26 protein-coding genes are annotated in these 25,722 nt (G+C 57.8%); 20 read left to right on the top strand and 6 right to left on the bottom strand.

From position 1 onward, the window contains the following. Positions 1-62 precede the first annotated feature (62 nt). From V6F78_RS14085 to ispD, 7 genes are all read left to right on the top strand, one after another. Positions 63-1,010 carry an acetyl-CoA carboxylase carboxyltransferase subunit alpha gene (locus V6F78_RS14085; protein WP_047277186.1) on the top strand — a complete coding sequence of 316 codons (948 nt, stop codon included), beginning with the start codon at positions 63-65 and terminating at the stop codon, positions 1,008-1,010. A gap of 57 nt (positions 1,011-1,067) precedes the next feature. Next, positions 1,068-2,384, top strand: coding sequence for a tRNA lysidine(34) synthetase TilS (gene tilS, locus V6F78_RS14080; RefSeq protein ID WP_169839330.1), 1,317 nt, complete (start codon positions 1,068-1,070; stop codon positions 2,382-2,384). Positions 2,385-2,656: 272 nt separating this feature from the next. After that, the gene (locus V6F78_RS14075; RefSeq protein ID WP_047277182.1) at positions 2,657-4,288 is read left to right on the top strand and encodes a CTP synthase; all 1,632 of its coding nucleotides are present in this window, start codon (positions 2,657-2,659) and stop codon (positions 4,286-4,288) included. 5 nt (positions 4,289-4,293) lie between these two features. After that, positions 4,294-5,139 carry a 3-deoxy-8-phosphooctulonate synthase gene (kdsA, locus tag V6F78_RS14070; RefSeq protein ID WP_047277180.1) on the top strand — a complete coding sequence of 282 codons (846 nt, stop codon included), beginning with the start codon at positions 4,294-4,296 and terminating at the stop codon, positions 5,137-5,139. Between the two features lie 153 nt (positions 5,140-5,292). Beyond that, a complete protein-coding gene (gene eno, locus V6F78_RS14065) occupies positions 5,293-6,582 on the top strand; it encodes a phosphopyruvate hydratase (RefSeq protein ID WP_047277178.1) in 1,290 nt (429 codons plus the stop codon). 168 nt (positions 6,583-6,750) lie between these two features. Beyond that, positions 6,751-7,029: a cell division protein FtsB gene (ftsB, locus tag V6F78_RS14060; protein ID WP_047277176.1), complete on the top strand. Its 279-nt coding sequence runs from the start codon at positions 6,751-6,753 to the stop codon at positions 7,027-7,029. Beyond that, positions 7,026-7,730 (top strand): 2-C-methyl-D-erythritol 4-phosphate cytidylyltransferase, encoded by a 705-nt coding sequence (ispD, locus tag V6F78_RS14055; RefSeq protein ID WP_332727575.1) that lies wholly within the window; start codon positions 7,026-7,028, stop codon positions 7,728-7,730. Before ftsB ends, ispD begins: the two co-directional genes overlap by 4 nt. A gap of 117 nt (positions 7,731-7,847) precedes the next feature. On the opposite strand, the gene V6F78_RS14050 is transcribed toward ispD, so the two are convergent. Further along, complete coding sequence (locus V6F78_RS14050; protein ID WP_047277172.1) at positions 7,848-8,753, bottom strand: LysR substrate-binding domain-containing protein; 906 nt, start codon at positions 8,751-8,753, stop codon at positions 7,848-7,850. A gap of 108 nt (positions 8,754-8,861) precedes the next feature. Between V6F78_RS14050 and V6F78_RS14045 the strand changes: the two genes are divergently transcribed. From V6F78_RS14045 to rpoS, 8 genes are all read left to right on the top strand, one after another. Then, positions 8,862-9,974, top strand: coding sequence for an S-(hydroxymethyl)glutathione dehydrogenase/class III alcohol dehydrogenase (locus V6F78_RS14045; RefSeq protein ID WP_047277170.1), 1,113 nt, complete (start codon positions 8,862-8,864; stop codon positions 9,972-9,974). A 50-nt stretch (positions 9,975-10,024) separates the two neighbouring features. After that, positions 10,025-10,870, top strand: coding sequence for an S-formylglutathione hydrolase (gene fghA, locus V6F78_RS14040; RefSeq protein WP_421666804.1), 846 nt, complete (start codon positions 10,025-10,027; stop codon positions 10,868-10,870). A gap of 62 nt (positions 10,871-10,932) precedes the next feature. Beyond that, positions 10,933-11,406 (top strand): 2-C-methyl-D-erythritol 2,4-cyclodiphosphate synthase, encoded by a 474-nt coding sequence (gene ispF / locus V6F78_RS14035; RefSeq protein ID WP_047295107.1) that lies wholly within the window; start codon positions 10,933-10,935, stop codon positions 11,404-11,406. Then, positions 11,403-12,461: a tRNA pseudouridine(13) synthase TruD gene (truD, locus tag V6F78_RS14030; protein WP_047295106.1), complete on the top strand. Its 1,059-nt coding sequence runs from the start codon at positions 11,403-11,405 to the stop codon at positions 12,459-12,461. Before ispF ends, truD begins: the two co-directional genes overlap by 4 nt. Beyond that, the gene (gene surE / locus V6F78_RS14025; RefSeq protein ID WP_047295104.1) at positions 12,449-13,198 is read left to right on the top strand and encodes a 5'/3'-nucleotidase SurE; all 750 of its coding nucleotides are present in this window, start codon (positions 12,449-12,451) and stop codon (positions 13,196-13,198) included. The genes truD and surE overlap by 13 nt, the downstream gene beginning before the upstream one ends. 41 nt (positions 13,199-13,239) lie before the next feature. Further along, entirely contained in the window at positions 13,240-13,875 is a 636-nt protein-coding gene (locus tag V6F78_RS14020; protein WP_162199714.1) for a protein-L-isoaspartate(D-aspartate) O-methyltransferase, read from the top strand. A gap of 207 nt (positions 13,876-14,082) precedes the next feature. Beyond that, the gene (locus V6F78_RS14015) at positions 14,083-14,910 is read left to right on the top strand and encodes a peptidoglycan DD-metalloendopeptidase family protein (protein ID WP_048376671.1); all 828 of its coding nucleotides are present in this window, start codon (positions 14,083-14,085) and stop codon (positions 14,908-14,910) included. Positions 14,911-15,015: 105 nt separating this feature from the next. Next, positions 15,016-16,020 (top strand): RNA polymerase sigma factor RpoS, encoded by a 1,005-nt coding sequence (rpoS, locus tag V6F78_RS14010; RefSeq protein ID WP_047277156.1) that lies wholly within the window; start codon positions 15,016-15,018, stop codon positions 16,018-16,020. Between the two features lie 693 nt (positions 16,021-16,713). Here the strand turns inward: rpoS and V6F78_RS14005 are convergent. The 3 genes from V6F78_RS14005 to V6F78_RS13995 are packed head-to-tail and all read right to left on the bottom strand — an operon-like array spanning position 16,714 to position 19,261. Then, complete coding sequence (locus V6F78_RS14005) at positions 16,714-17,763, bottom strand: alkene reductase (RefSeq protein ID WP_047295097.1); 1,050 nt, start codon at positions 17,761-17,763, stop codon at positions 16,714-16,716. Positions 17,764-17,780: 17 nt separating this feature from the next. After that, entirely contained in the window at positions 17,781-18,947 is a 1,167-nt protein-coding gene (locus V6F78_RS14000; protein ID WP_047295095.1) for an MFS transporter, read from the bottom strand. Between the two features lie 11 nt (positions 18,948-18,958). Beyond that, complete coding sequence (locus V6F78_RS13995) at positions 18,959-19,261, bottom strand: ArsR/SmtB family transcription factor (RefSeq protein ID WP_047277151.1); 303 nt, start codon at positions 19,259-19,261, stop codon at positions 18,959-18,961. 156 nt (positions 19,262-19,417) lie between these two features. On the opposite strand from V6F78_RS13995, the gene V6F78_RS13990 reads away from it, so the two are divergent. Continuing rightward, the gene (locus V6F78_RS13990; protein WP_332727564.1) at positions 19,418-19,996 is read left to right on the top strand and encodes an acyl carrier protein phosphodiesterase; all 579 of its coding nucleotides are present in this window, start codon (positions 19,418-19,420) and stop codon (positions 19,994-19,996) included. Between the two features lie 12 nt (positions 19,997-20,008). On the opposite strand, the gene V6F78_RS13985 is transcribed toward V6F78_RS13990, so the two are convergent. Together V6F78_RS13985 and olsB are read right to left on the bottom strand one after the other, a co-directional pair. Then, positions 20,009-20,806, bottom strand: coding sequence for a lysophospholipid acyltransferase family protein (locus tag V6F78_RS13985; RefSeq protein WP_169859040.1), 798 nt, complete (start codon positions 20,804-20,806; stop codon positions 20,009-20,011). Beyond that, positions 20,806-21,561: an L-ornithine N(alpha)-acyltransferase gene (olsB, locus tag V6F78_RS13980; RefSeq protein ID WP_332727561.1), complete on the bottom strand. Its 756-nt coding sequence runs from the start codon at positions 21,559-21,561 to the stop codon at positions 20,806-20,808. Before olsB ends, V6F78_RS13985 begins: the two co-directional genes overlap by 1 nt. Before the next feature lie 262 nt (positions 21,562-21,823). Here olsB and V6F78_RS13975 point away from each other — a divergent pair, with 262 nt between their 5' ends. The 4 genes from V6F78_RS13975 to V6F78_RS13960 all read left to right on the top strand — a co-directional run bounded on the left by V6F78_RS13975 (position 21,824) and on the right by V6F78_RS13960 (position 25,699). Continuing rightward, positions 21,824-22,414: a YceI family protein gene (locus tag V6F78_RS13975; protein WP_048376323.1), complete on the top strand. Its 591-nt coding sequence runs from the start codon at positions 21,824-21,826 to the stop codon at positions 22,412-22,414. A 1-nt stretch (position 22,415) separates the two neighbouring features. Continuing rightward, a complete protein-coding gene (locus V6F78_RS13970) occupies positions 22,416-23,570 on the top strand; it encodes a phospholipase D-like domain-containing protein (protein ID WP_332727558.1) in 1,155 nt (384 codons plus the stop codon). Positions 23,571-23,694: 124 nt separating this feature from the next. Further along, positions 23,695-24,330: a LysE family translocator gene (locus tag V6F78_RS13965; protein WP_314398511.1), complete on the top strand. Its 636-nt coding sequence runs from the start codon at positions 23,695-23,697 to the stop codon at positions 24,328-24,330. Positions 24,331-24,415: 85 nt separating this feature from the next. After that, positions 24,416-25,699, top strand: coding sequence for a diguanylate cyclase domain-containing protein (locus tag V6F78_RS13960; protein ID WP_047295084.1), 1,284 nt, complete (start codon positions 24,416-24,418; stop codon positions 25,697-25,699). The last annotated feature ends 23 nt before the right edge of the window (positions 25,700-25,722 follow it).

Here is a 25,722-nt window from a genome sequence, read left to right as displayed (position 1 = left end):
CCAGTCAATACTGGGCTTTCTGCCTGCTGGCATGCTTTGCCGCCGACCCAAGACGGATGCTTATGAACCCGAATTTTCTTGATTTCGAACAGCCGATTGCTGACCTGCAAGCCAAAATCGAAGAGTTGCGCCTGGTCGGTAATGACAATTCGCTGAACATCAGCGATGAAATCTCTCGCCTGCAAGACAAAAGCAAAACGCTGACTGAAGATATTTTCGGCAAGCTGACCAGCTGGCAGATCGCCCGCCTGGCCCGTCATCCGCGTCGTCCTTACACGCTGGATTACATCGACCACATCTTCACTGAGTTTGATGAACTTCACGGCGACCGTCACTTCTCCGACGATGCCGCCATTGTGGGCGGTATCGCGCGTCTGGACGATCAGCCCGTGATGGTGATTGGTCATCAGAAAGGCCGCGAAGTGCGTGAGAAAGTTCGCCGCAACTTCGGCATGCCGCGCCCTGAAGGCTACCGCAAGGCATGCCGTTTGATGGAAATGGCAGAGCGTTTCAAAATGCCGATCCTGACCTTTATCGACACGCCGGGCGCCTACCCGGGCATCGATGCTGAAGAGCGCAACCAGAGCGAAGCGATTGCCTGGAACCTGCGAGTCATGGCGCGCCTGAAGACCCCGATCATCTCCACGGTTATTGGTGAAGGTGGTTCGGGCGGTGCGTTGGCAATTGGGGTGTGCGATCAATTGAACATGCTGCAGTACTCCACTTATGCCGTGATTTCGCCTGAAGGGTGCGCGTCGATTCTGTGGAAAACCGCTGAAAAAGCGCCGGATGCCGCCGAGGCGATGGGCATTACCGCTGAGCGTCTCAAAGGCCTGGGCATCGTTGATAAAGTTATCGGCGAGCCATTGGGTGGCGCACATCGCGACCCTGCAGCCGCTTCTGCCACGATTCGCGCAGAGCTGATTTCGCAGTTGGACATGTTGAAAAAGCTGGACAACGAAACGTTGTTGCAGCGTCGTTATGACCGTTTGATGAGTTACGGTCTGTAATCAAGGCGAGACCGACAGACGCAGGGGTGAACCCGTTCGCCCCTGCAGGATTGTGCAATGTCCGACCTGACAATCCAGTTGCTCGAAGCGCTCAAGCCGTGGCGCAATGCCCCGGCCTGGCGCATTGCCCTTTCCGGCGGTCTTGACTCGACTGTCCTGCTGCACCTTCTGGCTCACCTTCGCCCAACCCATGCACTCCCCCCGCTGACTGCCCTCCATATTCACCATGGTCTACAGGCTGTAGCGGATACGTGGCCGGCTCATTGTCAGTTGCTGTGTGATGCCCTGGGCGTGCCGCTCACGGTGGTGCGCGTGCAAGTGTCCGCCGGTGCAAGTGTCGAGCGGGCAGCGCGGGAGGCGCGCTATGAGGCGTTCGAGGCCATCCTGCAGCCGCATGAGGTGCTCTTTACGGGGCAGCATCGCGATGATCAGGCCGAAACCGTGTTGTTCCGGTTGTTGCGCGGGGCCGGTGTAAACGGGCTGTCCGGCATGCCGCGTGAGCGCAGATTGGGCCGCGGGGTAGTTGGGCGCCCGTTGCTGGATATTTCGCGTGCCGATCTTGAGGCATACGCGCACGCCCATGGTCTGCACTGGGTTGAAGATCCGTCCAATGAATACAGCGGTTTTTCCCGTAATTACTTGCGTCATGAAGTGATGCCTGTGTTGTCACGGCGTTGGCCGCAGGTGACCACAACGCTGTCGCGCGCGGCTGATCATTGTGCTCAAGCGCAAGGTTTGCTGAATGAACTCGCTGAGCAGGATCTGGCACTTGCCGCGGCCGAGGCACCTTTTGCCTGGCTGGGTTTGCCCTCTCTGCAGCTTGAACCTCTCGACCGTCTGTCGGCTGCCCGTCAGCGCAACGCTTTGCGCCAGTGGCTGGCCGGTCTTACACGATTGCCTGATACCGCGCATTGGGCCGGTTGGGAGGCGTTGCGTGATGCCGGCGTCGATGCACGGCCTGTATGGCGTCTGGCGGATGGCGAGGTGCATCGAGCGGGCGGACGGATCTGGTGGCTGTCGGGACAATGGCTGCGCCAGCCGACTGCGCCGATTACCTGGGATGAGCCAGCTCTACCCGTGTCATTGCCCGGGAACGGGCTGTTACGCATAGAGGGCGAGGTGCCCGAGGGCGCCTTGCAGGTGCGCTATCGTCAAGGCGCAGAAGTCATGTCGCTGGCAGGACGCGGTCATCGTGACCTCAAACGCTTGCTCAATGAGCGCGGGGTGCCGCCGTTTGCCCGTGGCAGATTGCCGCTTCTGTACCAAAATGAGCGCTTATTGGCTGTGGCAAACCTCGAGGGACTGGACGCTGACCCCAATGGACACTGGCAATTGAAGTGGCTGCCAACTTCAAGCGATCAAGGTTTGAGCTGAAAGGGGCTTTCCGGTAGACTACGCTCCCTTCTTGATACAGCTTCTGTAGATTCACCGGAATTACAGAAGTTGCCGATTACCAAGCAGTCTTTGCTGGGCGATTTTAAAAAAATGTGTGGCTTGTATCGAACCGATGGTTGCCATTGGTCTGTTTCAACGCAGCAGTTTTTCGAAAGGTGCACTGTGACTAATGCTGGTGATTGGGGGCTTCGGCCTTCCTTCGCTTTCCCCGGCGGCTCTGACCGCTTTAACGCAGACTTCTAGGGTTTTTCATGACGCGCTACATCTTCGTCACGGGCGGTGTTGTTTCTTCATTGGGGAAAGGCATTGCCTCGGCTTCATTGGCAGCCATCCTGGAGGCGCGGGGACTTAAGGTCACCATGCTGAAGCTGGACCCCTACATCAACGTTGATCCGGGCACCATGAGCCCGTTCCAGCACGGTGAAGTGTTCGTCACACACGACGGCGCCGAGACCGACCTGGACTTGGGTCACTACGAGCGGTTCATCCGCACGACGATGACCCAGAACAACAACTTCACCACGGGCCGTGTCTACGAACACGTTCTGCGCAAGGAGCGCCGTGGTGATTACCTGGGGGCAACCATCCAGGTAATTCCGCACATCACTGACGAAATCAAGCGTCGAATCATCAAGGGCGCCGGCGATGCCGACGTAGCGATGGTTGAGATTGGCGGCACTGTGGGTGACATTGAGTCGCAACCGTTCCTCGAAGCTATCCGTCAGTTGCGCATCGAAGTGGGCGCCAAGCGCGCCATGCTGATGCACCTGACTCTGGTTCCGTATATCGCCACCGCTGGCGAGACGAAAACCAAACCGACCCAACACTCGGTTAAAGAATTGCGCTCCATCGGCCTGCAGCCGGACGTGCTGATCTGCCGCTCCGACCACCACGTGGATGTATCTTCGCGTCGCAAGATCGCGTTGTTCACCAACGTTGAAGAGCGCGCCGTGATTTCGCTGGAAGACGCTGACACCATCTACAAGATCCCGGGCATGCTGCACGCTCAGGGTCTGGATGACTTTGTTGTCGAGCGTTTTGGCTTGCAGTGCAACACCGCTGACCTGTCCGAGTGGGACAAGGTCGTGGATGCCAAGCTCAATCCTGAACACGAAGTCACCATCGCGATGGTCGGCAAGTACATGGAACTGCTGGACGCGTACAAGTCGCTGATCGAAGCGATGAGCCACGCCGGTATTTCCAACCGTACCAAGGTCAACCTGCGGTATATCGACTCCGAAGACATCGAGAACAAAGGCACTGAACTGCTGGAAGGCTGTGATGCCATCCTCGTACCGGGCGGCTTTGGTCTGCGCGGCGTAGAGGGCAAAATCACTGCCGTTCAATATGCTCGCGAGAACAAGGTGCCTTACTTGGGTATCTGCCTGGGCATGCAAGTGGCAGTGATCGAGTTCGCACGTAACGTATTGGGCTGGAAAGACGCCAACTCCACCGAATTCGATCGCAGCAGCGGCCACCCGGTGGTGGGTTTGATCACTGAGTGGGAAGACGCCACCGGTGCAGTCGAAACCCGTACCGAAACATCGGATCTGGGCGGCACCATGCGTCTGGGTGCGCAGGATTGCCAGCTTGCAGCCGGTTCCAAGGTGCATGATTGCTATGCCAAGGACGTGATTGTCGAACGTCACCGTCACCGTTACGAAGTGAACAACAACCTGCTGCCTCAACTGATCGAAGCCGGCCTGAAAGTCACCGGTCGTTCCGGCGACGGTGCGTTGGTAGAAGTGGTAGAAGCGCCGGATCATCCATGGTTCGTGGCGTGCCAGTTCCACCCGGAATTCACTTCCACACCCCGTGACGGCCACCCACTGTTCAGCGGTTTCGTCAAAGCAGCATTGGCGCAACACGAGAAGAAGGCGTAATCAGCATGGCGCAAAAGATTATTCGCGTAGGCAATATCGAAATTGCCAACGACAAGCCTATGGTCTTGTTCGGTGGCATGAACGTGCTGGAAAGCCGTGATATGGCCATGCAGGTGTGCGAAGAGTACGTCCGTGTTACTGAAAAGCTCGGTATTCCTTACGTGTTCAAGGCCAGCTTCGACAAGGCCAACCGCTCATCTGTCAGCTCTTACCGTGGCCCAGGCCTGGAAGAGGGCATGCGGATTTTCCAGGACATCAAGCAAGCATTTGGTGTGCCGCTGATCACCGACGTCCACGAGCCTGCGCAAGCGGCCGTGGTCGCCGAGGTGTGCGACATCATCCAGTTGCCAGCTTTCCTGTCGCGTCAGACTGACCTGGTCGTGGCCATGGCCAAGACCGGCGCCGTGATCAACATCAAAAAAGCCCAGTTTCTCGCGCCCCAGGAAATGAAACACATCCTGAGCAAATGCGAAGAAGCGGGCAACGATCAGTTGATCCTCTGTGAGCGTGGTTCCAGCTTCGGCTACAACAACCTTGTGGTCGACATGCTGGGCTTCGGCATCATGAAGCAATTTGAGTACCCGGTTTTCTTCGACGTGACCCACGCGCTGCAAATGCCCGGTGGTCGTGCCGATTCTGCCGGCGGTCGCCGCGCCCAAGTGACTGACCTGGCCAAGGCCGGTATCAGTCAAGGCCTGGCTGGCCTGTTCCTTGAAGCACATCCGGATCCTGACAACGCCAAGTGCGACGGCCCTTGCGCCTTGCGCCTGGACAAGCTTGAGCCTTTCCTGGCTCAACTGAAGTCTCTGGATGAGTTGGTTAAGAGTTTTCCGACAATAGAAACCGCTTAACCCTCGATTCTCCGGTAAAGTACCGCACGATTTCTCGGGCCTCAGGGCCCGAGCCTTATCGTCCGCAAGGCTGCCTGTTATTCGACCCTTGCCGACGGTGACCAGATTTCCCTCAGCTGCGTCGTTTTCGTCAACTTTGGAGTATTTACAACAATGGCAAAAATCGTCGACATCAAAGGTCGTGAAGTTCTCGACTCCCGTGGCAATCCCACTGTGGAAGCGGACGTGCTTCTCGACAACGGCATCATCGGCAGCGCATGCGCGCCGTCCGGTGCTTCTACCGGTTCCCGTGAGGCATTGGAGCTGCGTGATGGCGACAAGAGCCGTTACCTGGGCAAAGGCGTGCTCAAAGCCGTTGCCAACATTAACGGCCCTATTCGTGATTTGCTGCTGGGTAAAGACCCGGTTGATCAAAAGGCGCTCGACCACGCGATGATCGCGCTGGACGGTACCGAAAACAAAGGCTCGCTGGGTGCCAACGCTATCCTCGCCGTGTCGCTGGCTGCCGCCAAGGCCGCCGCACAGGACCAGGACCTGCCGCTGTACGCGCACATTGCCAACCTGAACGGCACTCCGGGTGTTTACTCGATGCCGGTTCCGATGATGAACATCATCAACGGTGGTGAGCACGCCGATAACAACGTCGACATTCAAGAGTTCATGGTTCAGCCAGTCGGGGCCAAGACTTTCTCCGATGCGTTGCGCATGGGCACCGAAATCTTTCATCACCTCAAAGCCGTGCTCAAGGCCCGTGGCCTGAACACCGCCGTGGGCGACGAAGGTGGTTTCGCACCGAATCTGGCGTCCAACGAAGATGCACTGAAAGTGATCTCCGAAGCCATTGCCAACGCCGGCTACACCTTGGGCACTGATGTGACCCTGGCACTGGACTGCGCGGCCAGCGAGTTCTACGAAGACGGCAAGTACAACCTGTCGGGCGAAGGCCAAGTCTTCAACTCCGAAGGCTTCGCTGAATACCTCAAAGGCTTGACTCAGCGTTACCCGATCATCTCCATCGAAGACGGTCTGGACGAGTCTGACTGGGATGGCTGGAAAATCCTGACCGATAAAATCGGTGAGAAAGTACAGCTGGTCGGTGACGATCTGTTCGTGACCAACACCAAGATCCTGAAAGAAGGCATCGATAAAAAGATCGCCAACTCGATCCTGATCAAGTTCAACCAGATCGGCACCCTGACCGAAACCCTGGAAGCCATCCAGATGGCCAAGGCGGCTGGTTACACGGCAGTGATCTCGCACCGTTCCGGTGAAACTGAAGATTCCACCATTGCCGACCTGGCCGTGGGCACGTCGGCTGGCCAGATCAAAACCGGCTCCCTGTGCCGTTCCGACCGTGTTTCCAAGTACAACCAACTGCTGCGTATCGAAGAGCAGTTGGGGGCGAAAGCCAAGTACAACGGTCGTGGCGAGTTTCGCGGCTAAGCGGTAAGTGATAAAAAGACAGCAGATTGTGTCGTAACACTCGCCAGCGCGAGGGGTTTGACACTAATCTGGTGGCTACACGTACAAGCCTGGTTCGTCCAGGCTTTGTACTATTCGTGGTTTAGGTTTGTCGGCATGGCTGTCTTTTCACTGGATACCTGATATTCGATGCGCAGTCCCAATTGGTTGTTCCTTATCTTGCTCTTGCTGCTGGCTGGCCTACAGTATCGCCTGTGGGTGGGGAATGGCAGTTTGGCGCAGGTTACCGACCTGACTCAGCAAATCGCCGATCAGCGTGCTGAAAACGAAATTTTGCTTGAGCGCAACCGCGTGCTGGATGCGGAAGTGTCAGAGTTGAAAAAAGGCATGGAGACCGTTGAAGAGCGGGCTCGCCATGAATTGGGCATGGTCAAGGAGGGTGAAACCCTCTATCAGTTGGCCCAATGAACCGTTCCTCGCCGGCCTTTTGGGCCGTGATTCCTGCCGCGGGCGTGGGTGCCCGAATGGCCGCGGACCGTCCCAAGCAGTACTTGCAGCTGGGCGGACGCAGTATTCTCGAACACAGCCTTGGCTGTTTTCTCGATCACCCCGGTCTTCTGGGGCTGGTGGTCAGTGTCGCCTGCGACGATCCTTTCTGGCCGACGCTACCTTGTGCGGTTGATCCGCGTGTGGTGCGGGTGGATGGCGGTCGTGAGCGTGCAGATTCGGTGCTCAACGCGCTGTTGCATTTACATGCGTTGGGGGCCAGGGACGATGACTGGGTGCTGGTGCACGATGCAGCGCGGCCCAATCTGGCCCGAGAGGATCTGGATAAACTGCTCGGTGAGTTGTCGGATGACCCGGTGGGCGGCTTGCTCGCGGTGCCAGCGCGCGACACCTTGAAGCGGGTCGATAAGCAGGGCCGCGTAGTCGAAACCGTTGATCGTCAATGCATATGGCAGGCCTTTACGCCGCAGATGTTTCATCTCGGCGCGCTGCATCGTGCGCTGGCCGATAGCCTGGTCGCGGATGCCAACATCACTGATGAGTCTTCAGCCATGGAGTGGGCAGGCTTGTCGCCGCGCTTGATCGAAGGTCGTTCCGACAACATCAAGGTGACGCGCCCTGAAGACCTTGAGTGGCTGCGATTACGGTGGGTTAACCGCTAACACCGGAGCATCCTGCGTAGGCCGATGCGGCCGCGGCATAAAGGCTGCAATCCATTGCATGGCAAACGTCGATCCGTTTACCTCCCCAAAGGCGCTCAACCCCGTGCGCAAGTGAACTCACTGCTGGGCGGTTGAGTACTCTTCGCGTGTGGCCAGTGCTGCTTTCAGATAATCCACCAACTGTCTGACTTTGGGCGATAAGTGCCGCTGTTGTGGGTAAAGGGCCCAGACGGCCGTGTTGGGGGGTTGATGCGGTTCCAGCAAGGACACCAGCGCGCCGGTTTTCAAATGCTCAAGCACGTAGTAGTCGGGCAATTGACACAACCCTACGCCAAACAGCGCCGCATCCAGCACCGCCTGCCCACTGTTACAACGCCAGTTGCCTTGTACGCGCTGCGAAAATTCCCTGCCGTCTTGTTGCAACTGCCAGAGGTCCGAGCTGCCAATCAAACAATTATGCCGGCCCAGTTCCGACACACTGTGTGGGCGTCCGTAACGTTCCAGGTAGGAAGGGGAGCCGCACAGGTACATGCGCCGTGGGGCCAGGCGAGTGGCTACCAGGCGTGAGTCCTGCAACCGGCCGAGCCGGATGGCCAGGTCCAGGCTTTCGTGCACCAGGTCCAGCGGGCGGTTACTCAGTTCAATGTCCACCCGTAACTGCGGGTACAAAGCCATAAATCGCGTGACCAGCGGCACGATAAAGCGTTCGCCATAAGCGACAGCGCACGTCATGCGCAGCAGCCCTTTGGGTTCGCTGGCCAGGTCGCCTATCGCACGTAACGCTTCTTCGCGTCCATCCTGCAAACGCTGGCAATGTTGCAGGAACGTCTGCCCGGCTTCGGTCAGTGTCACGCGCCGGGTGCTGCGGTAAAACAATCGCGTCTGCAAGCGCTCCTCTAGCCGTGCCACCTGACGGCTGATATGGGAAGACGACACCCCGAGTCGTTCGGCGGCTGCCGTGAATTGACCGCACTCTGCGACGGCAACAAATTCGTCTATACCTTCCCAGCGGTTCTCGTTCATGGAGGATTGTCCCTGCCTGGCAATAATGTTTTGCTTTTGGCTGGATTATTAATCAGCCAGCGCTGATTTACACTCCATGTCTTGTTTTTACTTTGCTGGAGACGATCGATGATCAAGTCACGTGCTGCCGTAGCCTTCGAGGCCAAAAAGCCGCTGGAAATCGTGGAAGTGGATGTTGCCATGCCCAAGGCAGGTGAAGTGCTGGTGCGGGTGGTGGCGTCGGGCGTTTGCCACACCGATGCGTATACGCTGTCGGGTGCAGACCCGGAAGGTATTTTCCCGTCGATTCTGGGCCATGAGGGCGGCGCAATCGTTGAAGCGATCGGTGAGGGCGTTACCTCGGTAGCGGTAGGCGATCACGTTATTCCGCTGTACACCCCGGAATGTCGTCAATGTAAGTTCTGCCTGTCGGGCAAGACCAACCTGTGTCAGGCGATTCGCTCGACTCAGGGCAAAGGCTTGATGCCCGATGGCACTACGCGCTTCTCCTACAAAGGTCAGCCCATTTTTCACTACATGGGAACGTCTACATTTTCTGAGTACACCGTGTTGCCAGAAATTTCAGTGGCCAAAATTTCCAAGGATGCTCCGCTGGAAAAAGTCTGCCTGCTGGGTTGCGGCGTGACCACGGGCATCGGCGCCGTGCTTAACACCGCCAAGGTCAAACCAGGCGATACCGTCGCCATTTTCGGTCTGGGAGGGATTGGTTTGTCAGCCGTCATTGGTGCTGTGAAAGCCAAGGCTTCGCGGATTATTGCGATTGATATCAACCCGGCCAAGTTTGAAATCGCCAAGCAACTGGGCGCCACGGAGTGCGTCAACCCGAAAGACTTTGACCGTCCGATTCAGGACGTCATTGTGGATATGACAGACGGCGGCGTGGACTTCTCTTTTGAATGCATCGGCAATGTGCAGTTGATGCGGGCGGCACTGGAGTGCTGCCACAAGGGCTGGGGCGAGTCGGTAATCATTGGCGTAGCAGGCGCCGGGCAAGAAATCTCGACCCGTCCGTTCCAACTGGTGACCGGTCGCGTCTGGCGTGGTTCTGCCTTTGGTGGCGTGCGCGGCCGTACAGAATTGCCGAGCTATGTCGACATGGCGCAAAGCGGTGAAATCCCGCTGGATACCTTCATTACCCACACCATGGGGCTGGAAGACATCAATAAGGCATTCGACCTGATGCATGAAGGTAAAAGCATTCGTACTGTCATCCATTTCTAATCGGCAGCGGCCAGCCTCGCGCAAACGGGGCTGGCGGCCTGGAGTTGTCCATGACACTGGAAAATATAGCCTGCCAGAAGAGCTTCGGCGGCTGGCACAAGCGCTACCGGCATCGGTCTCAGGTGCTCGGTTGTGACATGGTGTTTGCCGTGTATTTGCCGCCACAAGCCGAGCAGGGCGCCACTTTGCCGGTGCTGTACTGGTTGTCGGGGCTGACGTGTACCGACGAGAACTTCATGCACAAGGCAGGGGCCATGAAACTGGCCGCTGAGCTGGGCTTGATCATTGTGGCGCCCGACACCAGCCCCCGTGGCGAAGGCGTACCGGATGATCCCGACGGGGCCTGGGACTTCGGGCTGGGAGCGGGGTTTTATCTGAATGCCACACAGCCGCCATGGGCACAGCACTATCAGATGCACGATTACGTGGTGAACGAATTGCCCGCGTTGGTTGAAGCGCATTTTCCGGCTTCCCAGCGACGGGGCATCAGCGGCCATTCGATGGGCGGCCACGGCGCCCTGGTGTGCGCACTGCGTAATCCGGGGCGTTATCAGTCCGTTTCGGCGTTTGCACCGATCAGCAATCCGATGGATTGTCCTTGGGGGCAGAAGGCGTTTTCTCATTATCTGGGCGAAGAACGTTCGCGCTGGCGTGAGTGGGATGCCAGCGCACTGTTGGCACAGGCGCGTGAAAAGTTGCCGCTGTTGGTTGATCAGGGCGATCGGGATGACTTCTTGGCTGTCCAGCTCAAGCCTGATGTGCTGCAAAAGGCGGCTGAACTGGCCGATTACCCGCTGACATTGCGTATGCAGCCTGGCTATGACCATAGCTATTTCTTTATCGCCAGCTTCATTAATGATCACTTGCGTCATCACGCCACTGCACTGGGTGCCTAATAGCGCCCAAGGCAGGTCAAAGTAGGTAGAATCACGCCCTGACTTAATCGGGGCGTTTTTTTATGCGTATTGGCCACGGCTATGATGTGCACTGTTTTGCTGAGGGCGACTTTATTACCTTGGGCGGTGTGCGAATCCCACATAAATTCGGCCTTTTGGCTCACTCTGATGGCGACGTGTTGTTGCACGCACTCAGTGATGCGTTGCTGGGGGCTGCTGCGCTGGGCGACATCGGCAAGCACTTTCCTGATACCGACCCTACCTTCAAGGGCGCTGACAGCCGAGTCCTGCTGCGTCATGTGGTTGGCCTGATCCACGCCAAAGGCTGGAAGGTCGGCAATGTCGACAACACCATCATTGCTCAGGCGCCCAAAATGGCACCGCATATCGAAACGATGCGCGCGCAGATTGCCGCGGATCTAGAGGTTGATTTGGACCAGGTAAACGTAAAAGCCACCACCACCGAAAAGCTGGGCTTTGTCGGCCGTGAGGAAGGCATTGCCGTGCATTCGATCGCGTTGTTGGTTCGCGCATGAACGAATTTGATCTGTTGGGCCCGCGCGCGTATGGCGACGCATTGGGTACGGCGGTGCTTAAGGCTACCGCTGACGATTTTCAGGTCGATGAAGTCCTGGATATTCCCCTGTCCGGGGATGGCGAGCATCTATGGCTGTGGGTGGAAAAGCGTGGTCTGAACACCGAAGAGGCCGCGCGCCGGATTGCCAAGGCCGCCGGTGTGCCACTGCGTACAGTCAGTTATGCCGGGCTTAAGGATCGTCAGGCGCTGACCCGCCAGTGGTTTAGCGTTCAGTTGCCGGGCAAGGCTGATCCGGACCTGTCTTCGGCTGAAAATGACACGCTGACCATCCTCAAGACGTCGCGTCACAAGCGCAAGTTGCAGCGCGGAGCCCACGCGGCCAACGGCTTCACGTTGCGCCTGACTCAATTGGCGGGCGACAAGGACGCGTTGCAGCAACGTCTGGAGCTGATTGCCCGTCAGGGTATTCCCAACTATTTCGGCACCCAGCGTTTTGGCTGGCAGGGTGGCAATCTTGGGGAGGCGCGTGATTACGCTGCCCGCAAGGCGTTGCCTGAACAGCGCAATGTACGGTCACGGCTGCTGTCGACCGCCCGCAGCTACCTGTTCAATCAGGTGTTGGCGGCCCGTGTAGCAGACGGCACTTGGCAGAAAGCTCAGGTGGGCGACCTTCTGGCCTTTACCGATAGCCGGAGTTTCTTCCCGGCCGGTGAGGCTGAATGCAGCGATCCGCGTCTGGCCATTTTGGATGTGCACCCGACCGGGCCGCAGTGGGGCGAAGGGGATTCTCCTGCCCAGGGCGCGCCCCATGAACTGGAACAGTCGATCGCCGAGCGTGAAGCTGATCTGCGCGATTGGCTGGTCCGTGCGGGCATGAGTCACGAACGACGCATTCTGCGGCTGCCCATTGGCCGGTTGACGTGGCATTATCCAGAGCCTGACATTCTGCAACTGGAATTTGTACTGCCGGCCGGATGCTTCGCCACTGTTCTGGTGCGCGAACTTGTTGATCTGGTGCCGTTGGGTCAAACGGACAGCCTATGCGTATTCTGATTTCTAACGATGATGGGGTAAGTGCCCCGGGCCTTGCAGCGCTTCACGCGGCACTGGCCGATTATACCGAGTGTGTGGTGATTGCGCCCGAGCAGGACAAAAGCGGGGCCAGCAGCTCGCTGACGCTCGATCGCCCGCTGCACCCGCATACCTTGGCCAATGGTTTTGTCAGCATTAATGGCACGCCGACCGACTGCGTTCATTTAGGCATTCACGGCCTGCTGGACCCGCAACCCGACATGGTGGTTTCCGGGATAAACCTTGGGGCTAACTTGGGCGATGATGTGCTGTATTCGGGAACCGTTGCTGCCGCACTGGAAGGCCGGTTTTTGCAACGGCCGTCATTCGCATTTTCGTTTGTGTCGCGTCAGCTCGATAACTTGCCGACGGCGGCCTACTTCGCTCGCAAGCTGGTGCAAGCTCATGACCAGTTGGACCTGCCGCCGCGTACCGTGCTTAACGTGAATATTCCCAACTTGCCGTTGGACAAGATTCGCGGCATTCAGCTCACGCGCCTGGGGCACCGGGCGCGTGCTGCGGCGCCGGTGCAGGTGGTCGACCCGCGCGGCAAGGCGGGTTACTGGATTGCCGCCGCGGGCGATGTGGAGGATGGTGGGCCGGGAACGGACTTTCATGCGGTCATGCAGGGTTATGTGTCGATCACGCCATTGCAGCTTGATCGCACGTTTGGCGAGGCATTCAAATGTCTCGATGGTTGGCTTGAGGGCTTGGGGTGATGGGGCGTGAACAGAGTGGCCTGATGCATCGCGGTATTGGCATGACTTCCGAGCGTACTCGTGAGCGGCTGATTCAGCGCCTGGTTGACGAAGGCATCGTCAATCAAAACGTGCTTGAGGTTATTCGTCGCACCCCGCGTCACCTGTTTGTAGACGAAGCGCTGGCGCACCGGGCTTACGAAGACACCGCCTTGCCGATTGGCAACAATCAGACGATTTCCCAGCCTTATATGGTGGCGCGCATGAGCGAGCTGCTACTCGAAGACGGCCCGTTGGACAAGGTCATGGAAATCGGCACCGGCTCCGGTTATCAAACCGCCGTGCTGTCGCAGCTGGTTGAGCGCATCTTCTCGGTCGAGCGCATCAAGGTGCTTCAGGATCGGGCCAAAGAGCGCTTGCAGGCGCTCAACTTGCGCAATGTGGTGTTTCGCTGGGGCGATGGCTGGGAAGGCTGGCCAGCGCTGGCGCCCTATAACGGCATTATCGTGACAGCAGTCGCTACGGATGTGCCCCAGGCCTTGCTGGATCAATTGGCACCGGGTGGGCGCCTGGTGATTCCGGTGGGGGCGGGCGAAGTGCAGCAACTGATGTTAATCGTGCGCGAGGAGCATGGTTTTGCGCGTCGCGTGATCGGTAATGTGCGTTTTGTACCGCTTTTGAATGGCCCGTTGGCCTGACCCTCATTCATCTGCGCTGAATTATAGGGGCGGGCGGGGGTCCTATAGCCCGACGCCAAGGCTCTGTTTAGCCTCACACGTGCTTTAAACGGCGTGTTTAAGCATCGGCTTTACTGTCTGTAATAGCTGCGTTGCCAGTTATACTTGCGCCACATTTCGGCCGGTACTGGCCATCTAATATTTAGCCACCATCAAAGGGAGCGGCGGGTGAGTCTCACAGTCATTGCGCAGCGTATGAGAACCAATAGCTATCACAGACTGGTGGTCGGTTTACTTCTGAGTGCCACGCTTGCCTTGCTGGCGGCCTGTTCCAGTTCGCCCAAAAATGGCGTGCGTGTTGTCGACCGTAATGGTGTGGCCCAGCGCCCGGCCGTGACCACCGGGCAATACGTTGTCCGGCGGGGCGACACGCTGTTTTCCATTGCGTTTCGCTACGGATGGGACTGGAAGGCGCTGGCGGCCCGTAACAATATTGGGGCGCCATTCACCATCGTCCCGGGGCAGACCATCCGCTTTGACGGAAGAGCCGGCGCCCGTCCGACAGCCGTCGCCACCAGTACTGTCACGTCATCTTCATCGGGCAGTAAAACAACGGTCATCAAGCGTCAAGCCACCGCAACGAAGACTGCAGTTGCCCCGGCACCGTTGCCTGCCGGACCCGCTCCCAAAGGCTGGGGCTGGCCTGCAAACGGTATTTTGATCGGTAAATTCTCTTCAAACGGTAGTTTGAATAAAGGTATTGATATCGCCGGGGATTTGGGACAGCCTGTTTTAGCTGCGTCGGATGGCTCAGTGGTATACGCCGGGAGTGGATTGAGGGGCTACGGCGAATTAGTCATCATCAAACACAGCGATACCTACGTCAGTGCCTACGGTCACAACCGCAGGCTCTTGGTTCGGGAGGGGCAGCAGGTCAAGGTTGGACAGACAATTGCCGAAATGGGGTCAACTGGTACAGACCGGGTGAAACTTCACTTTGAAATTCGCCGCCAAGGTAAACCTGTAGATCCACTGCAATTTCTTCCACGCCGTTGATCAGTTACCAGCCCGTTCCTTGATGTAGTAAAGGAATGGGCTCCAGCATTGCCAAGGATCAGGCGAGGCTAGAGCTTGAGGTCGAACTCAACAAAGGACTATAAAATGGCTCTCAACAAAGAAGCGCCGGGGTTTGACATCGACGATGAGGTGCTCCTTATGGACCCTGATATCGTCATGGACTCGATGTCAGAAGAAGATGCTTCACCCCCTACAGTTCGTACCAAGTCCAAAACTTCATCTGCGTTAAAGCAGCATAAATACATTGATTACACCCGGGCGCTTGATGCGACTCAGTTGTACCTCAATGAAATCGGTTTTTCCCCATTACTCTCTCCCGAAGAGGAAGTCCATTTTGCGCGTTTGTCGCAAAGTGGAGATCCGGCCGGGCGTAAGCGCATGATTGAAAGCAACTTGCGGCTGGTGGTTAAAATTGCCCGCCGCTACGTCAATCGCGGGTTATCGCTGCTCGACCTGATTGAAGAGGGCAACCTGGGCCTTATTCGGGCTGTCGAGAAGTTTGATCCCGAACGCGGGTTCCGTTTCTCGACTTACGCCACCTGGTGGATCCGCCAAACGATTGAACGGGCGATCATGAACCAGACCCGTACCATCCGTTTGCCGATCCATGTTGTTAAAGAACTCAACGTCTATCTGCGAGCTGCGCGTGAACTCACGCAGAAACTCGACCACGAACCCTCCCCTGAAGAAATCGCCAATCTGCTCGAAAAACCCGTTGCTGAAGTCAAGCGCATGCTCGGCCTCAACGAGCGGGTGTCCTCGGTGGATGTGTCTTTGGGGCCTGACTCCGATAAAACCCTGCTCGATACCCTGACGGATGATCGTCCTACAGATCCGTGTGAACTGTTGCAGGACGACGATTTATCCCAGAGCATCGATCAGTGGCTGTCGGAACTGACCGACAAGCAGCGTGAGGTGGTGATTCGCCGCTTCGGCCTGCGGGGTCATGAAAGCAGTACGCTTGAAGATGTAGGGCTTGAAATTGGCTTGACGCGTGAGCGTGTGCGCCAGATTCAAGTCGAAGGACTCAAGCGCTTGCGCGAGATCCTGGAGCGTAATGGGCTCTCCAGTGAGTCATTGTTCCAATAGAGCGTGCAGTACCTGAAACCCCGGCTAAAAGCCGGGGTTTTTTATGCGCGATCAGTTATGCCTTCCTGGCGTATTGAACGGAAAACTACCGCGGCCTGTTTTTTTTTCCTTCTGTCGATGGGGAAAAGTAACCAGCAACGGTAAACATTTTTAATTCGCTGTTCGGAATTGGGCATTTGAAATGAAGTGCCGAGAGCGAAAGTGGATATTTGTTTCGCTGTTTTGTAAGCCTTTACTTACTCTTCTTGTAAGCTAAAGGTTCATGAAAGAATAAGTAGTTAGATTTTCTTACCTGTTTTATTTTTTAAGTTGTTGATATATATAAACTTCTTTTTTTGTTGCGTGTCTGTCGTGTAATAAAAATCTATATATGGTGCGCTTGCAGCAACCTTGGAAATCTCTAATATCAGAACTGTATCGACGGATCGATACATCGTTCAGGGATGGACGTTGAAGGACATCGCAGGAAGCGATTCATCAGGATGATGAAAGGGAAAAAAGGGATTAGGGAATAAATGTGGGCGGGTCAAACCGCCCCTTTTTTTACTTGGCCTATGTGCCACAGACACATGCTTGACCTATCGGGCCTGCGTCTGAGTGTGACCCCCCTTATTTAAAACAAAACGTCCAAGGTCATTAAGGCCTTGGGCGTTTTTTATAGCGTGCGTTAAAGGCGCGTCATCTCAGCACCACTCACAGCGCCGGGTAGTCGATGTAGCCTTGCGGTCCGTGAGAGTAAAAGGTCTGCGGTTGAGGTTCATTGAGCGGGGCATCCGCCTTGAAGCGCTCAGGCAAGTCCGGGTTTGCGATGTAAGGCACGCCAAAAGCCACGGCATCTGCTTTGCCAGCAGCCAGCAAGGCGTTGGCGCTGTCTTTGGTAAAGCGCTCATTAGCGATGTAAGGGCCGCCAAAGGCCGCTTTCAATTGCGGGCCCAGGCTGTCAGCGCCCTCTGCTTCGCGTGAGCAGATGAACGCGATACCGCGCTTGCCCAGCTCTCGTGCCACATAGCCAAAGGTTTCAGCCAGGTTCTCATCACCCATATCGTGCAAGTCTGCACGAGGCGACAAGTGCACACCTACGCGCCCCGGCCCCCAGACGCTGATAGCAGCGTCCGTGACTTCCAGCAACAGGCGGGCGCGGTTTTCCACTGAGCCGCCGTACTGATCCGTGCGCTGGTTCGTGCTGCTCTGCAGGAACTGATCGAGCAGATAACCATTGGCGCCGTGAATCTCGACTCCATCAAAACCAGCCGCCTTGGCGTTTTCTGCGCCTGTGCGATAGGCCTCGACAATGTCAGCGATCTCGGCTGTTTCCAGTGCGCGTGGTGTAGGGAAATCCACTTTCGGGCGCAGCAGGCTGACATGGCCTTTAGCCGCGATGGCGCTTGGCGCAACCGGCGTTTCGCCGTTCAGGTAGGTGGGGTGCGAGATACGGCCCACGTGCCACAGTTGCAGGAAGATTCGGCCACCCGCCTGGTGCAACGCTTTAGTGATATTGGTCCAGCCGCGTACCTGAGCGTCTGACCAGATCCCAGGGGTGTCCGGGTAGCCAACGCCCATTGGCGTCACCGAAGTCGCCTCGCTGAGGATCAGACCGGCGCTGGCACGTTGCACGTAGTACTCGGCCATCAATGCATTCGGGACGCGGCCTTCATCGGCGCGGCAGCGGGTCAGCGGGGCCATGATGATGCGGTTGGGCAGTTCGAGCTCGCCCAGTTTGATAGGGTCGAAAAGGGTGGTCATGTCTGTAGCCTCTCGGATCAGTGTGTGGCAGTGGCCAGGTCGGGCGTCCCGCCCTGGCGAAAAGTAATCAGGGTCACCAGCAATGCCAGGACCGCCAACGCTGCGGCAGCCAGCGGCACGCTGGTCAGGCCGAAGCCATGTGCAATCACGCTGCCGCCTACCCAGGCGCCCAATGCGTTACCGATGTTGAAGGCGCCGATGTTCAGGGTTGAAACCAGATTGGGGGCGGCTTTGCCGAAGGTCACGACGTTGACTTGCAGCGCCGGGACGGCTGCAAACGAGGCGGTAGCCCACAGGAACAAGGTGATCTCAGTCGGGATCACGGCCACGCTGGTCCAGGTCAGGACGGTCGATATCACGGCCATGGCGATGAAGACGCCCATCAGGGTGGCGGCCAGACGCTTGTCAGCCAATTTGCCGCCGATGATGTTGCCGACGGTGAGCCCGAGGCCGATCAGCAGCAAGGTCCAGGTCACGCCCCGCGGCGATACGCCAGTCACGTCACCCAGCAACGGCGCCACATAGGTGAAAAGGGTGAACATCGACGCCGCAAACAACGCGGTCATGCTCAGGGACAGCCAGATGCCAGCGCCTTTGAGTGCTCTGAGCTCGGCTCGCATGTCGAGTTTTTCTTCGTCACGCTTGGTTGGCAAGAAGCGGATCAGGCCAATCAGCGCGATCACGCCGATGACGGTGACGGCGAAAAACGTCGAGCGCCATCCGGCGACTTGCCCCAGCGCGGTGCCCAGGGGCACCCCCAGCACGTTTGCCAGTGTCAGCCCCGTGAACATCAGCGCAACGGCGGAGGCGCGCTTGTTGGCGGGCACCAGGCCCGCCGCCACCACCGAGCCAATGCCGAAAAAAGCGCCATGGCAAAGCGCTGTGACTACACGGGCAAACATCAGCACGTTGTAATCGCTGGCCACAGCGCACAATAGGTTGCCGACGATAAAAATACCCATCAAGGCCACCAGCGCGGCCTTGCGTGGCAGCTTGGCAGTCGCCAGCGCCATGAACGGCGCGCCGATGGCCACGCCTAACGCGTAACCGGTGACCAGCCAGCCAGCACCGGGAATGGAGACACCCAGGTCGGCAGCCACATCGGGCAGCAAGCCCATGATGACGAACTCGGTGGTCCCGATAGCGAAGGCGCTGAGCGCCAGGATGAGAAGCGAGAGGGGCATGAAAATCCTTGTTAAAGCGTTTGGTTGAATTGTTCGAGGAAGGCCCTGATGGTGTCTTCGTTACGTTTGAAAAAGTGCCATTGGCCGTGCTTCTGGCTGGTAATCAGGCCCGCGCGTTGCAAGGTCGCCAGGTGTGCTGAAACCGTCGACTGCGAGAGGCCGCAATGCTGGTCAAATTGACCGGCGCACACGCCGTGCTCGGTGGAATGCAGTTGGTCTGGAAATGACTTTTCGGGATCTTTAAGCAGGTGAAGGATTTCTCGGCGTACTGGGTGTGCCAGCGCTTTTATTATTTCGTCGAGGTCGATGTTCATGGTGGCAGTGCTCAATGAGGTACAACGTTATATCGCGATGAGGCGAACTTTAAATCGTAATATCGCGATATACAAATATGATTTTGATCTGAGATCAGTACAAATCGATATATCGAGTTATAACGATATGGAGGGTGCAGTGCTAAACTGCGCGCCATGAATTATCTCGCACATCTGCACCTTGGCGGCCAGCGCCCTGAAGAATTACTCGGCAGCCTTTATGGCGACTTTGTCAAAGGCCCGCTGCAAGGTGAGTTCCGGCCGGGTATTGAGTCCGGCATCCAGTTGCACCGCAGCATTGATGCGTTTACGGATGCTCACCCCTTAGTCGGGCAGGCACTGTCGCGGTTTACCCACACGCGACGGCGGTATGCAGGCATCGTGCTCGATGTGTTTTTCGACCATTGCCTGGCCCGTGACTGGGGTCACTATGCCGATGTACCGCTGGAGCGCTTTACGTCGGGTTTTTATCGTGTGTTGGGGGCCGAGCCGCAGTTGCCCGCCCGATTGGCGGCCATTGCACCGCACATGGCCGCTCACGACTGGTTGGGTTCCTATCAGGACTACTCAACGCTGGAACGGGTGTTTAGCGGGATTGCCCGCCGCCTGTCACGCCCCCAGGAACTGGCGGGCGCCATGCAGGATCTGGATGCGCTGTATCAGCCTTTAAGCGACGACTTTCAAGCGTTCTACCCCGAGCTACAGACTTACGCCGCTCATGCGCTGAGCCGCTGAATGCGCGTTGAGTCAGCGCTGCATTAACCAGCTGGCCTGAGCTGCACCCGCAGGCCCTGTCTGTTGGGGCTGTACCAGCACGCGTTCAATGGCTTGCTGTGCGCGGAAGGCGAGGACGGTCCGTCCCTGATTCAGGCACGCAATGGGTTCGAGCAGGTGGATCTCCACGTCCGCCGTGTCGTGACTGAACAACCGCATCAAATGCGACAGCAAGTCGTCATCGCCGATGAAAGGCGCAATCGGGTCGGTCGAGCCATCACGCAGATAACGGATCGCGACCGGTTGCAGGTGCGCGCCGCTGTCGATCGCCGCTGAGAGCAGTCGGCCGTGGAAGGTGCGCACGCAGCGGCCATCTGTCGTGGTGCCCTCGGGAAACATCAACAGCGGCAAGCCCTGACTCAAATGGTGACGCATCTGTTGGCGGATCAATTGGCTGTCGCCAGCACCGCGCCGGATGAACAGACTGCCCGCCTTGGCGGCCAGCCATCCTGCGACCGGCCAGCCGCGCACATCGGCTTTGGACAAAAACGACAGTGGCGTCAATTGCCCCAACAGTGCGATGTCGGTCCATGACACATGGTTACTGACCCACAGCATCGAGGTGTCCGGCAACTGCCCGAACACGTTGATGCGAAAGGGCAGGGCACGGCTCAGGCGCGCCATGAAAAACTGTGACCAGCGCTGGCGCCTGACCTGAGTGCTGTTGAGTTTCAGGCGTTCCATCACGCCAAATACGCTGGCCATGCCCAGCCCCAACCCTACGACGCACAACACGTGGATCACGCGGCCGTAACGCCGCAAGCGACCCATTACATGGCCGCCTTGAAGTGCCGGGCATAACGCGGGCACAGCTCGTCACGTTTAAGCAAAATAAACACGTCGGCCACCTGGAAGTCTTCGTCCCAGCAAGGTTCGCCGCAGATTTTCGCTCCCAGGCGCATATAGGCCTTGAGCAGCGGCGGCAGTTCGGCAATCACGTTGGCGGGTAGTTCCTGATGTGGAATCGGCTTTTTCGGCTCGGCGCGCAGGTATTCGGTGCACAAGTAGCGTTCGCGTAAGCGCTGCATGATGGCATGGGCCTGAACGCCGCCGTCCTGCATCGGGATGCTGGCGCAGCCCATCAGGTATCGGTAGTGGCCCTGATTGAGGACTTCAGCCAGTTCGCCCCACAGCACGGCAATGGTGCCGCCATTGCGGTAGGCGGGGTCGACGCACGTTCGTCCGATTTCAAGAACAGGCCCTTGCAGGTGCGCCAGCCCGTGCAGATTGAATTCTTCTTCGCTGTAAAAATGCCCGATGCCGCGCGCGGCCGTGTGGTCCAGTAGCCGGGTGGTGGCGACCAGATGGCCGGTGTTGAGATCGCGCACGCCGATGTGCGCACAATGCCTGTCGAAGTCGTCCTGATCGAGGCCGCCTTCTGCGCCTTTAAGCGTGGCCTTGAGTTCATCACTGAACACCCGGAAGCGCAGGGCCTGTGCCTCGCGCAACGCTCCGGGGCCGATCAGGCGTTCTGCTTGCAGGCGTCGTTCTTGAGCGGTGTCGCGAATGCGGGCGATTTGAGACATTGCGAATCTCCATGCAGGCCAATGCCCGCCGAGGGTGACTGCCAATCGACTGAGGGGTGCAACGTCAGGCTAGGCAGGTGCAATGTCATCGCCATGACAATTGAGTGATGCTTGCGTGACAAGCGCCGCGCCGTTTTGTGCCTGATGAACTGTTTGGGCCGGCTGGCGTCCTACCCGATACGCTAAAAAAATCCCTCGCACCGCTTGCATGTGCCCCGGCTCGGGGTAATGTTCGCCCACGTTTAATTGCCGAAGAGTTCTTATGTTCAAAGCGTGTTTGTCTTCTGTGTGCGCACTCTTGCTGACGCTAGGCGTAAGCCTGTCCGCGCAGGCCAATTGGTATCTGGATGGCGAGTCGTCACGGCTGTCGTTTATCACCACGCAAAATGCCAACGTTGCCAACGTGCACCGTTTTTTGGTGTTGCACGGCAAGGTGAATAGCAAAGGGCAGGCGCAATTGAGGATTGAGATGGACTCAGTCAACAGCGCGGTGCCACTGCTCGACGAGCGCATGCGTGATGTGTTGTTCGACTTCAAGCACTTCCCGGAAGCACAGATCACCGCGCAAATAGACCTGCAACCGATTAACAACCTGGCACCCGGCGCCCAGTTTGAGCTGCGTTTGCCGGTCACGGTCAGCCTGCGGGGCAAACAGCACACCTATGATGCTCAACTGTTGGCCACCCGCCTGGATGAGCACCGGTTTCAAGTGGTGACGCTGGAGCCGTTGGTGGTGCAGGCTGAGGACTTCGGTGTGCAGCCCGAGCTTGAAACACTGCGCAAACTGGCGGGATTGTCCGCAATCAGTTTTTCAGTGCCGGTGGGTGCGGTCTTGATCTTCACGGCCCGCTGAGATGGCTGGCGCAGTGTTTCCATGGCGTGACGCCAATCAGTTCGAATTGCTGATCGACGGCCCGCAATTCTTTGCGCGCATGATCGCGGCGATGGCCGACGCTCAGGCCCACATTGACCTGGAGCTTTATCTCGTCGAAAGCGGCGCGTGTGCCGAGGCCATTGTGGTGGCGCTGGAGCAAGCGGCCATGCGCGGTGTGCGCGTACGGTGTCTGTTCGACGGCTATGGCAGCCTGGCGTTTACCTTGGGGCTGCGTCGACGGCTGATCGATGCCGGCGTGGAGCTGCGCTTTTACAACGCCATCAGCTGGCGCAAAGGGTTGAATAACCTCTATCGCGATCACCGAAAGCTGTTGCTGGTGGATCAACGTCTGGCGGTAGTGGGCGGTACTGGCGTGACCGATGAGTTTTGGCAGCCGGGCACCAATACCTGTGACTGGCATGAAGTGATGGTCGACATTCAAGGGCCGTTGGTGTTGGACTGGCAAATGCTGTTTGACCGTCAATGGCGCGCCAATATCAGTCGTAAAGCCTGGAAGCCCGCCACGCACTTCGGGTTGCCTCATTTACCGCGCGTGCCGGCGTCGGGAACAGGCATGGGCCGTGTGGCCTACGCAGATGCCCATCAGCATCGCGATATTTTGAAGTCGCTGGTCAGGGCCATTAACAGTGCAAAACAGCGTATCTGGCTGGCAACGCCTTACTTTTTGCCCACCTGGCAAGTGCGCCGGTCGCTGCGCCGGGCTGCCCACCGGGGCGTGGATGTGCGTTTGCTGCTTACTGGCCCGCGCACCGATCACCCTTCGGTCCGTTATGCCGGGCACCGTTACTACCCGCGGCTGCTCAAAGCCGGGGTGAAGATCTTTGAATATCAGCCGTGTTTTTTACACCTGAAAATGGTGCTGATCGATGACTGGGTCAGTATTGGCTCATGCAATTTTGATCACTGGAACCTGCACTTCAACCTCGAAGCCAATCTGGAGGCGCTGGACCCTGCACTGACTCGCGCTGTGGCGGCCAGTTTTGTCACCGACTTCGCGCAGAGTCAGGCCGTCAGTTTGCAGGCCTGGCAATCGCGGCCTTTGTGGCGGCGGGTCAAACAGCGGGTCTGGGGTTGGGTGGACCGGCTAGTGGTGAATCTGGTCGGACGTCGATAGCGGTTTTATCAAGCGAGCCGCTGTTTTATTCAACACGCGGTTACATAACGTTTCAGAACGTGCAAAATCAAGCGGCCTCACGGGCACTTGGAGAGCGTGAGCGGGATTTCTGGAGCGTTTTTGCATGACACCTTCGCTGTTGTGGGCGGTACTGGCCTCGGGCTTCATTTATGGCATCACGCCGGGGCCAGGCGTATTGGCTGTATTCGGGATTGGCGCCGCGCGTGGTCGCCGCGCCGGCGCCGGTTTTTTATGCGGGCATCTGCTGGGCGATGTGATGTGGTGCAGCACTGCGCTGATCGCCATTGTCGGTGCCCGTGAGTTCGGCAGCACGGCGTTCAACGTGCTGGGCCTGCTCAGTGGACTCTACCTTTTTTGGCTGGGCGTGCGTGCCGTACGTGCACAGCCTAGCCGCGGGGGGCAGCAAGGCCCGGCCCGCCAGCCTTTTGCCCACGGCATTTTCTTCGGTTTGACCAACCCCAAGGCGTATCCCGTTGCCGTTGCCACGTTCACGGCCTTGCTCTCCAGTCGCGCAGAGTTGCTCACATGGACGATGCTGCCCTGGCTGATTGCTCTCAGTTTTGTGGGCGGCGCGGCGGCCTATGTCATTCTGGTCGGGATTGTCGGGGCCGGTCACGTTCGCGCGCTGTACCAGCGCCATGAATTACTGATTACGCGGTTGTGTGGCGTCATGTTCATCGGGTTTGCGATCAGTGCATTGGCGCATGCATTGCCCGGTTTGTGGATGAGTGTTGTGTGACCTGAGCTGCAAGGAATCAGCCGGGGGGAGTGCCGCATCAAGAGGATGGAGTGTGAGGTTTTACCTTCTGGCATAGAGCTGCCCAATGGATATTAAAAGCTACCTGTCGCAATCCAGCTTCATCGATCTGTTGCTTGATGCCGTGTGCGTGGTGGACCGTCAGGGGCGGTTTATCTTTGTAAGTGCGGCCTGCGAGCGCATTTTCGGGTACACGCAAGAGGAACTGATCGGAACGTACATGATTGAGCTGGTGTTGCCCGCTGATCGGGCGCGTACGTTGCAGGCGGCTCAGGACGTCATGGGCGGCGAGCCCAAACTCAATTTTGAGAACCGATACCTGCACAAGGATGGCCGAGTCGTGCATATCCTGTGGTCTGCCCGCTGGTCCGAGACCTGGCAGATGCGCATCGCCGTTGCACGTGACATCACCGAACGCAAGCACGCCGAATCGCGGCAGCAGGCGCTGTTTGATATCTCTGAAGCGGCCCATGGCGCCGAAGACTTGATGCAGCTGTTTAAGCGTGTGCACTTGCTCATCGGGCAATGGCTGCCCGCGTTGAACTTTTCGGTCGCCCTGTGGGATCAGGCGCAAGGCACGTTGAGCTTTCCTTATCACGTGGATGACCACCCGCAACGACACAGTAACGAAGCCCTTGAGTTGAGCGAGCAGGTGATACGCACCGGGCAAGCGATGTTGCACCGCTCACCGGATGCGCCTTCGAGGCTGGGTGTGCCGCTGGCCACGCATAAGGGCATCATTGGTGCGCTGCTGGTCAAGAGCTCGCTGGGCGAAGAGCGTTATACCGAGGAGCATCAGGAACTGCTGCAATATGTCTCCACGCAAGTGGCCGCCGCCATCGAGCGCAAGCAACTACACGCCCGGTTACAGTACCTGGCGCAGTACGATCCCCTGACACAACTGTTCAATCGCGAATCACTGTATGAACGGCTCGACCGGGCACTGGCCAAAGCGAGGCGGGAGTACGGATTTGTCGGCGTGTTGTATGTCGACCTGGATCATTTCAAACAGATCAATGACAAATATGGACACGGTATTGGCGATTGCTTGCTGCAGCAGATTGCCAAACGCATGAAGCACTGCGTACGAGAAAGCGACACCGTGGCGAGGATGAGCGGGGATGAATTCGTGGTCGTGCTGGATAACCTCAAGCACCCGGACCATGCACAGATCGTGTCGGAAAAAATCCGCCAGAACCTCAGTCAGCCACTCCTGATAGAAGGCCATACCCTGCACGTGTTGCCGAGCATTGGTGTTGCGGTCTACCCCGAGAACGGAGAAGTCGCGCAGCAATTGCTACACCATGCGGATACGGTGATGTACAGCGTGAAGAAAAGTGGTCGGGCGTGAGGAGTGCTGCGAAGAAATGTCGC

This window comes from Pseudomonas sp. ESBL9, from assembly GCF_036668715.1.
Taxonomy (GTDB): Bacteria; Pseudomonadota; Gammaproteobacteria; order Pseudomonadales; family Pseudomonadaceae; genus Aquipseudomonas; species Aquipseudomonas lundensis.
The sequence above is the reverse complement of the archived record's forward strand: the minus strand, read 5'-3'. Positions and strand labels throughout refer to the sequence as shown.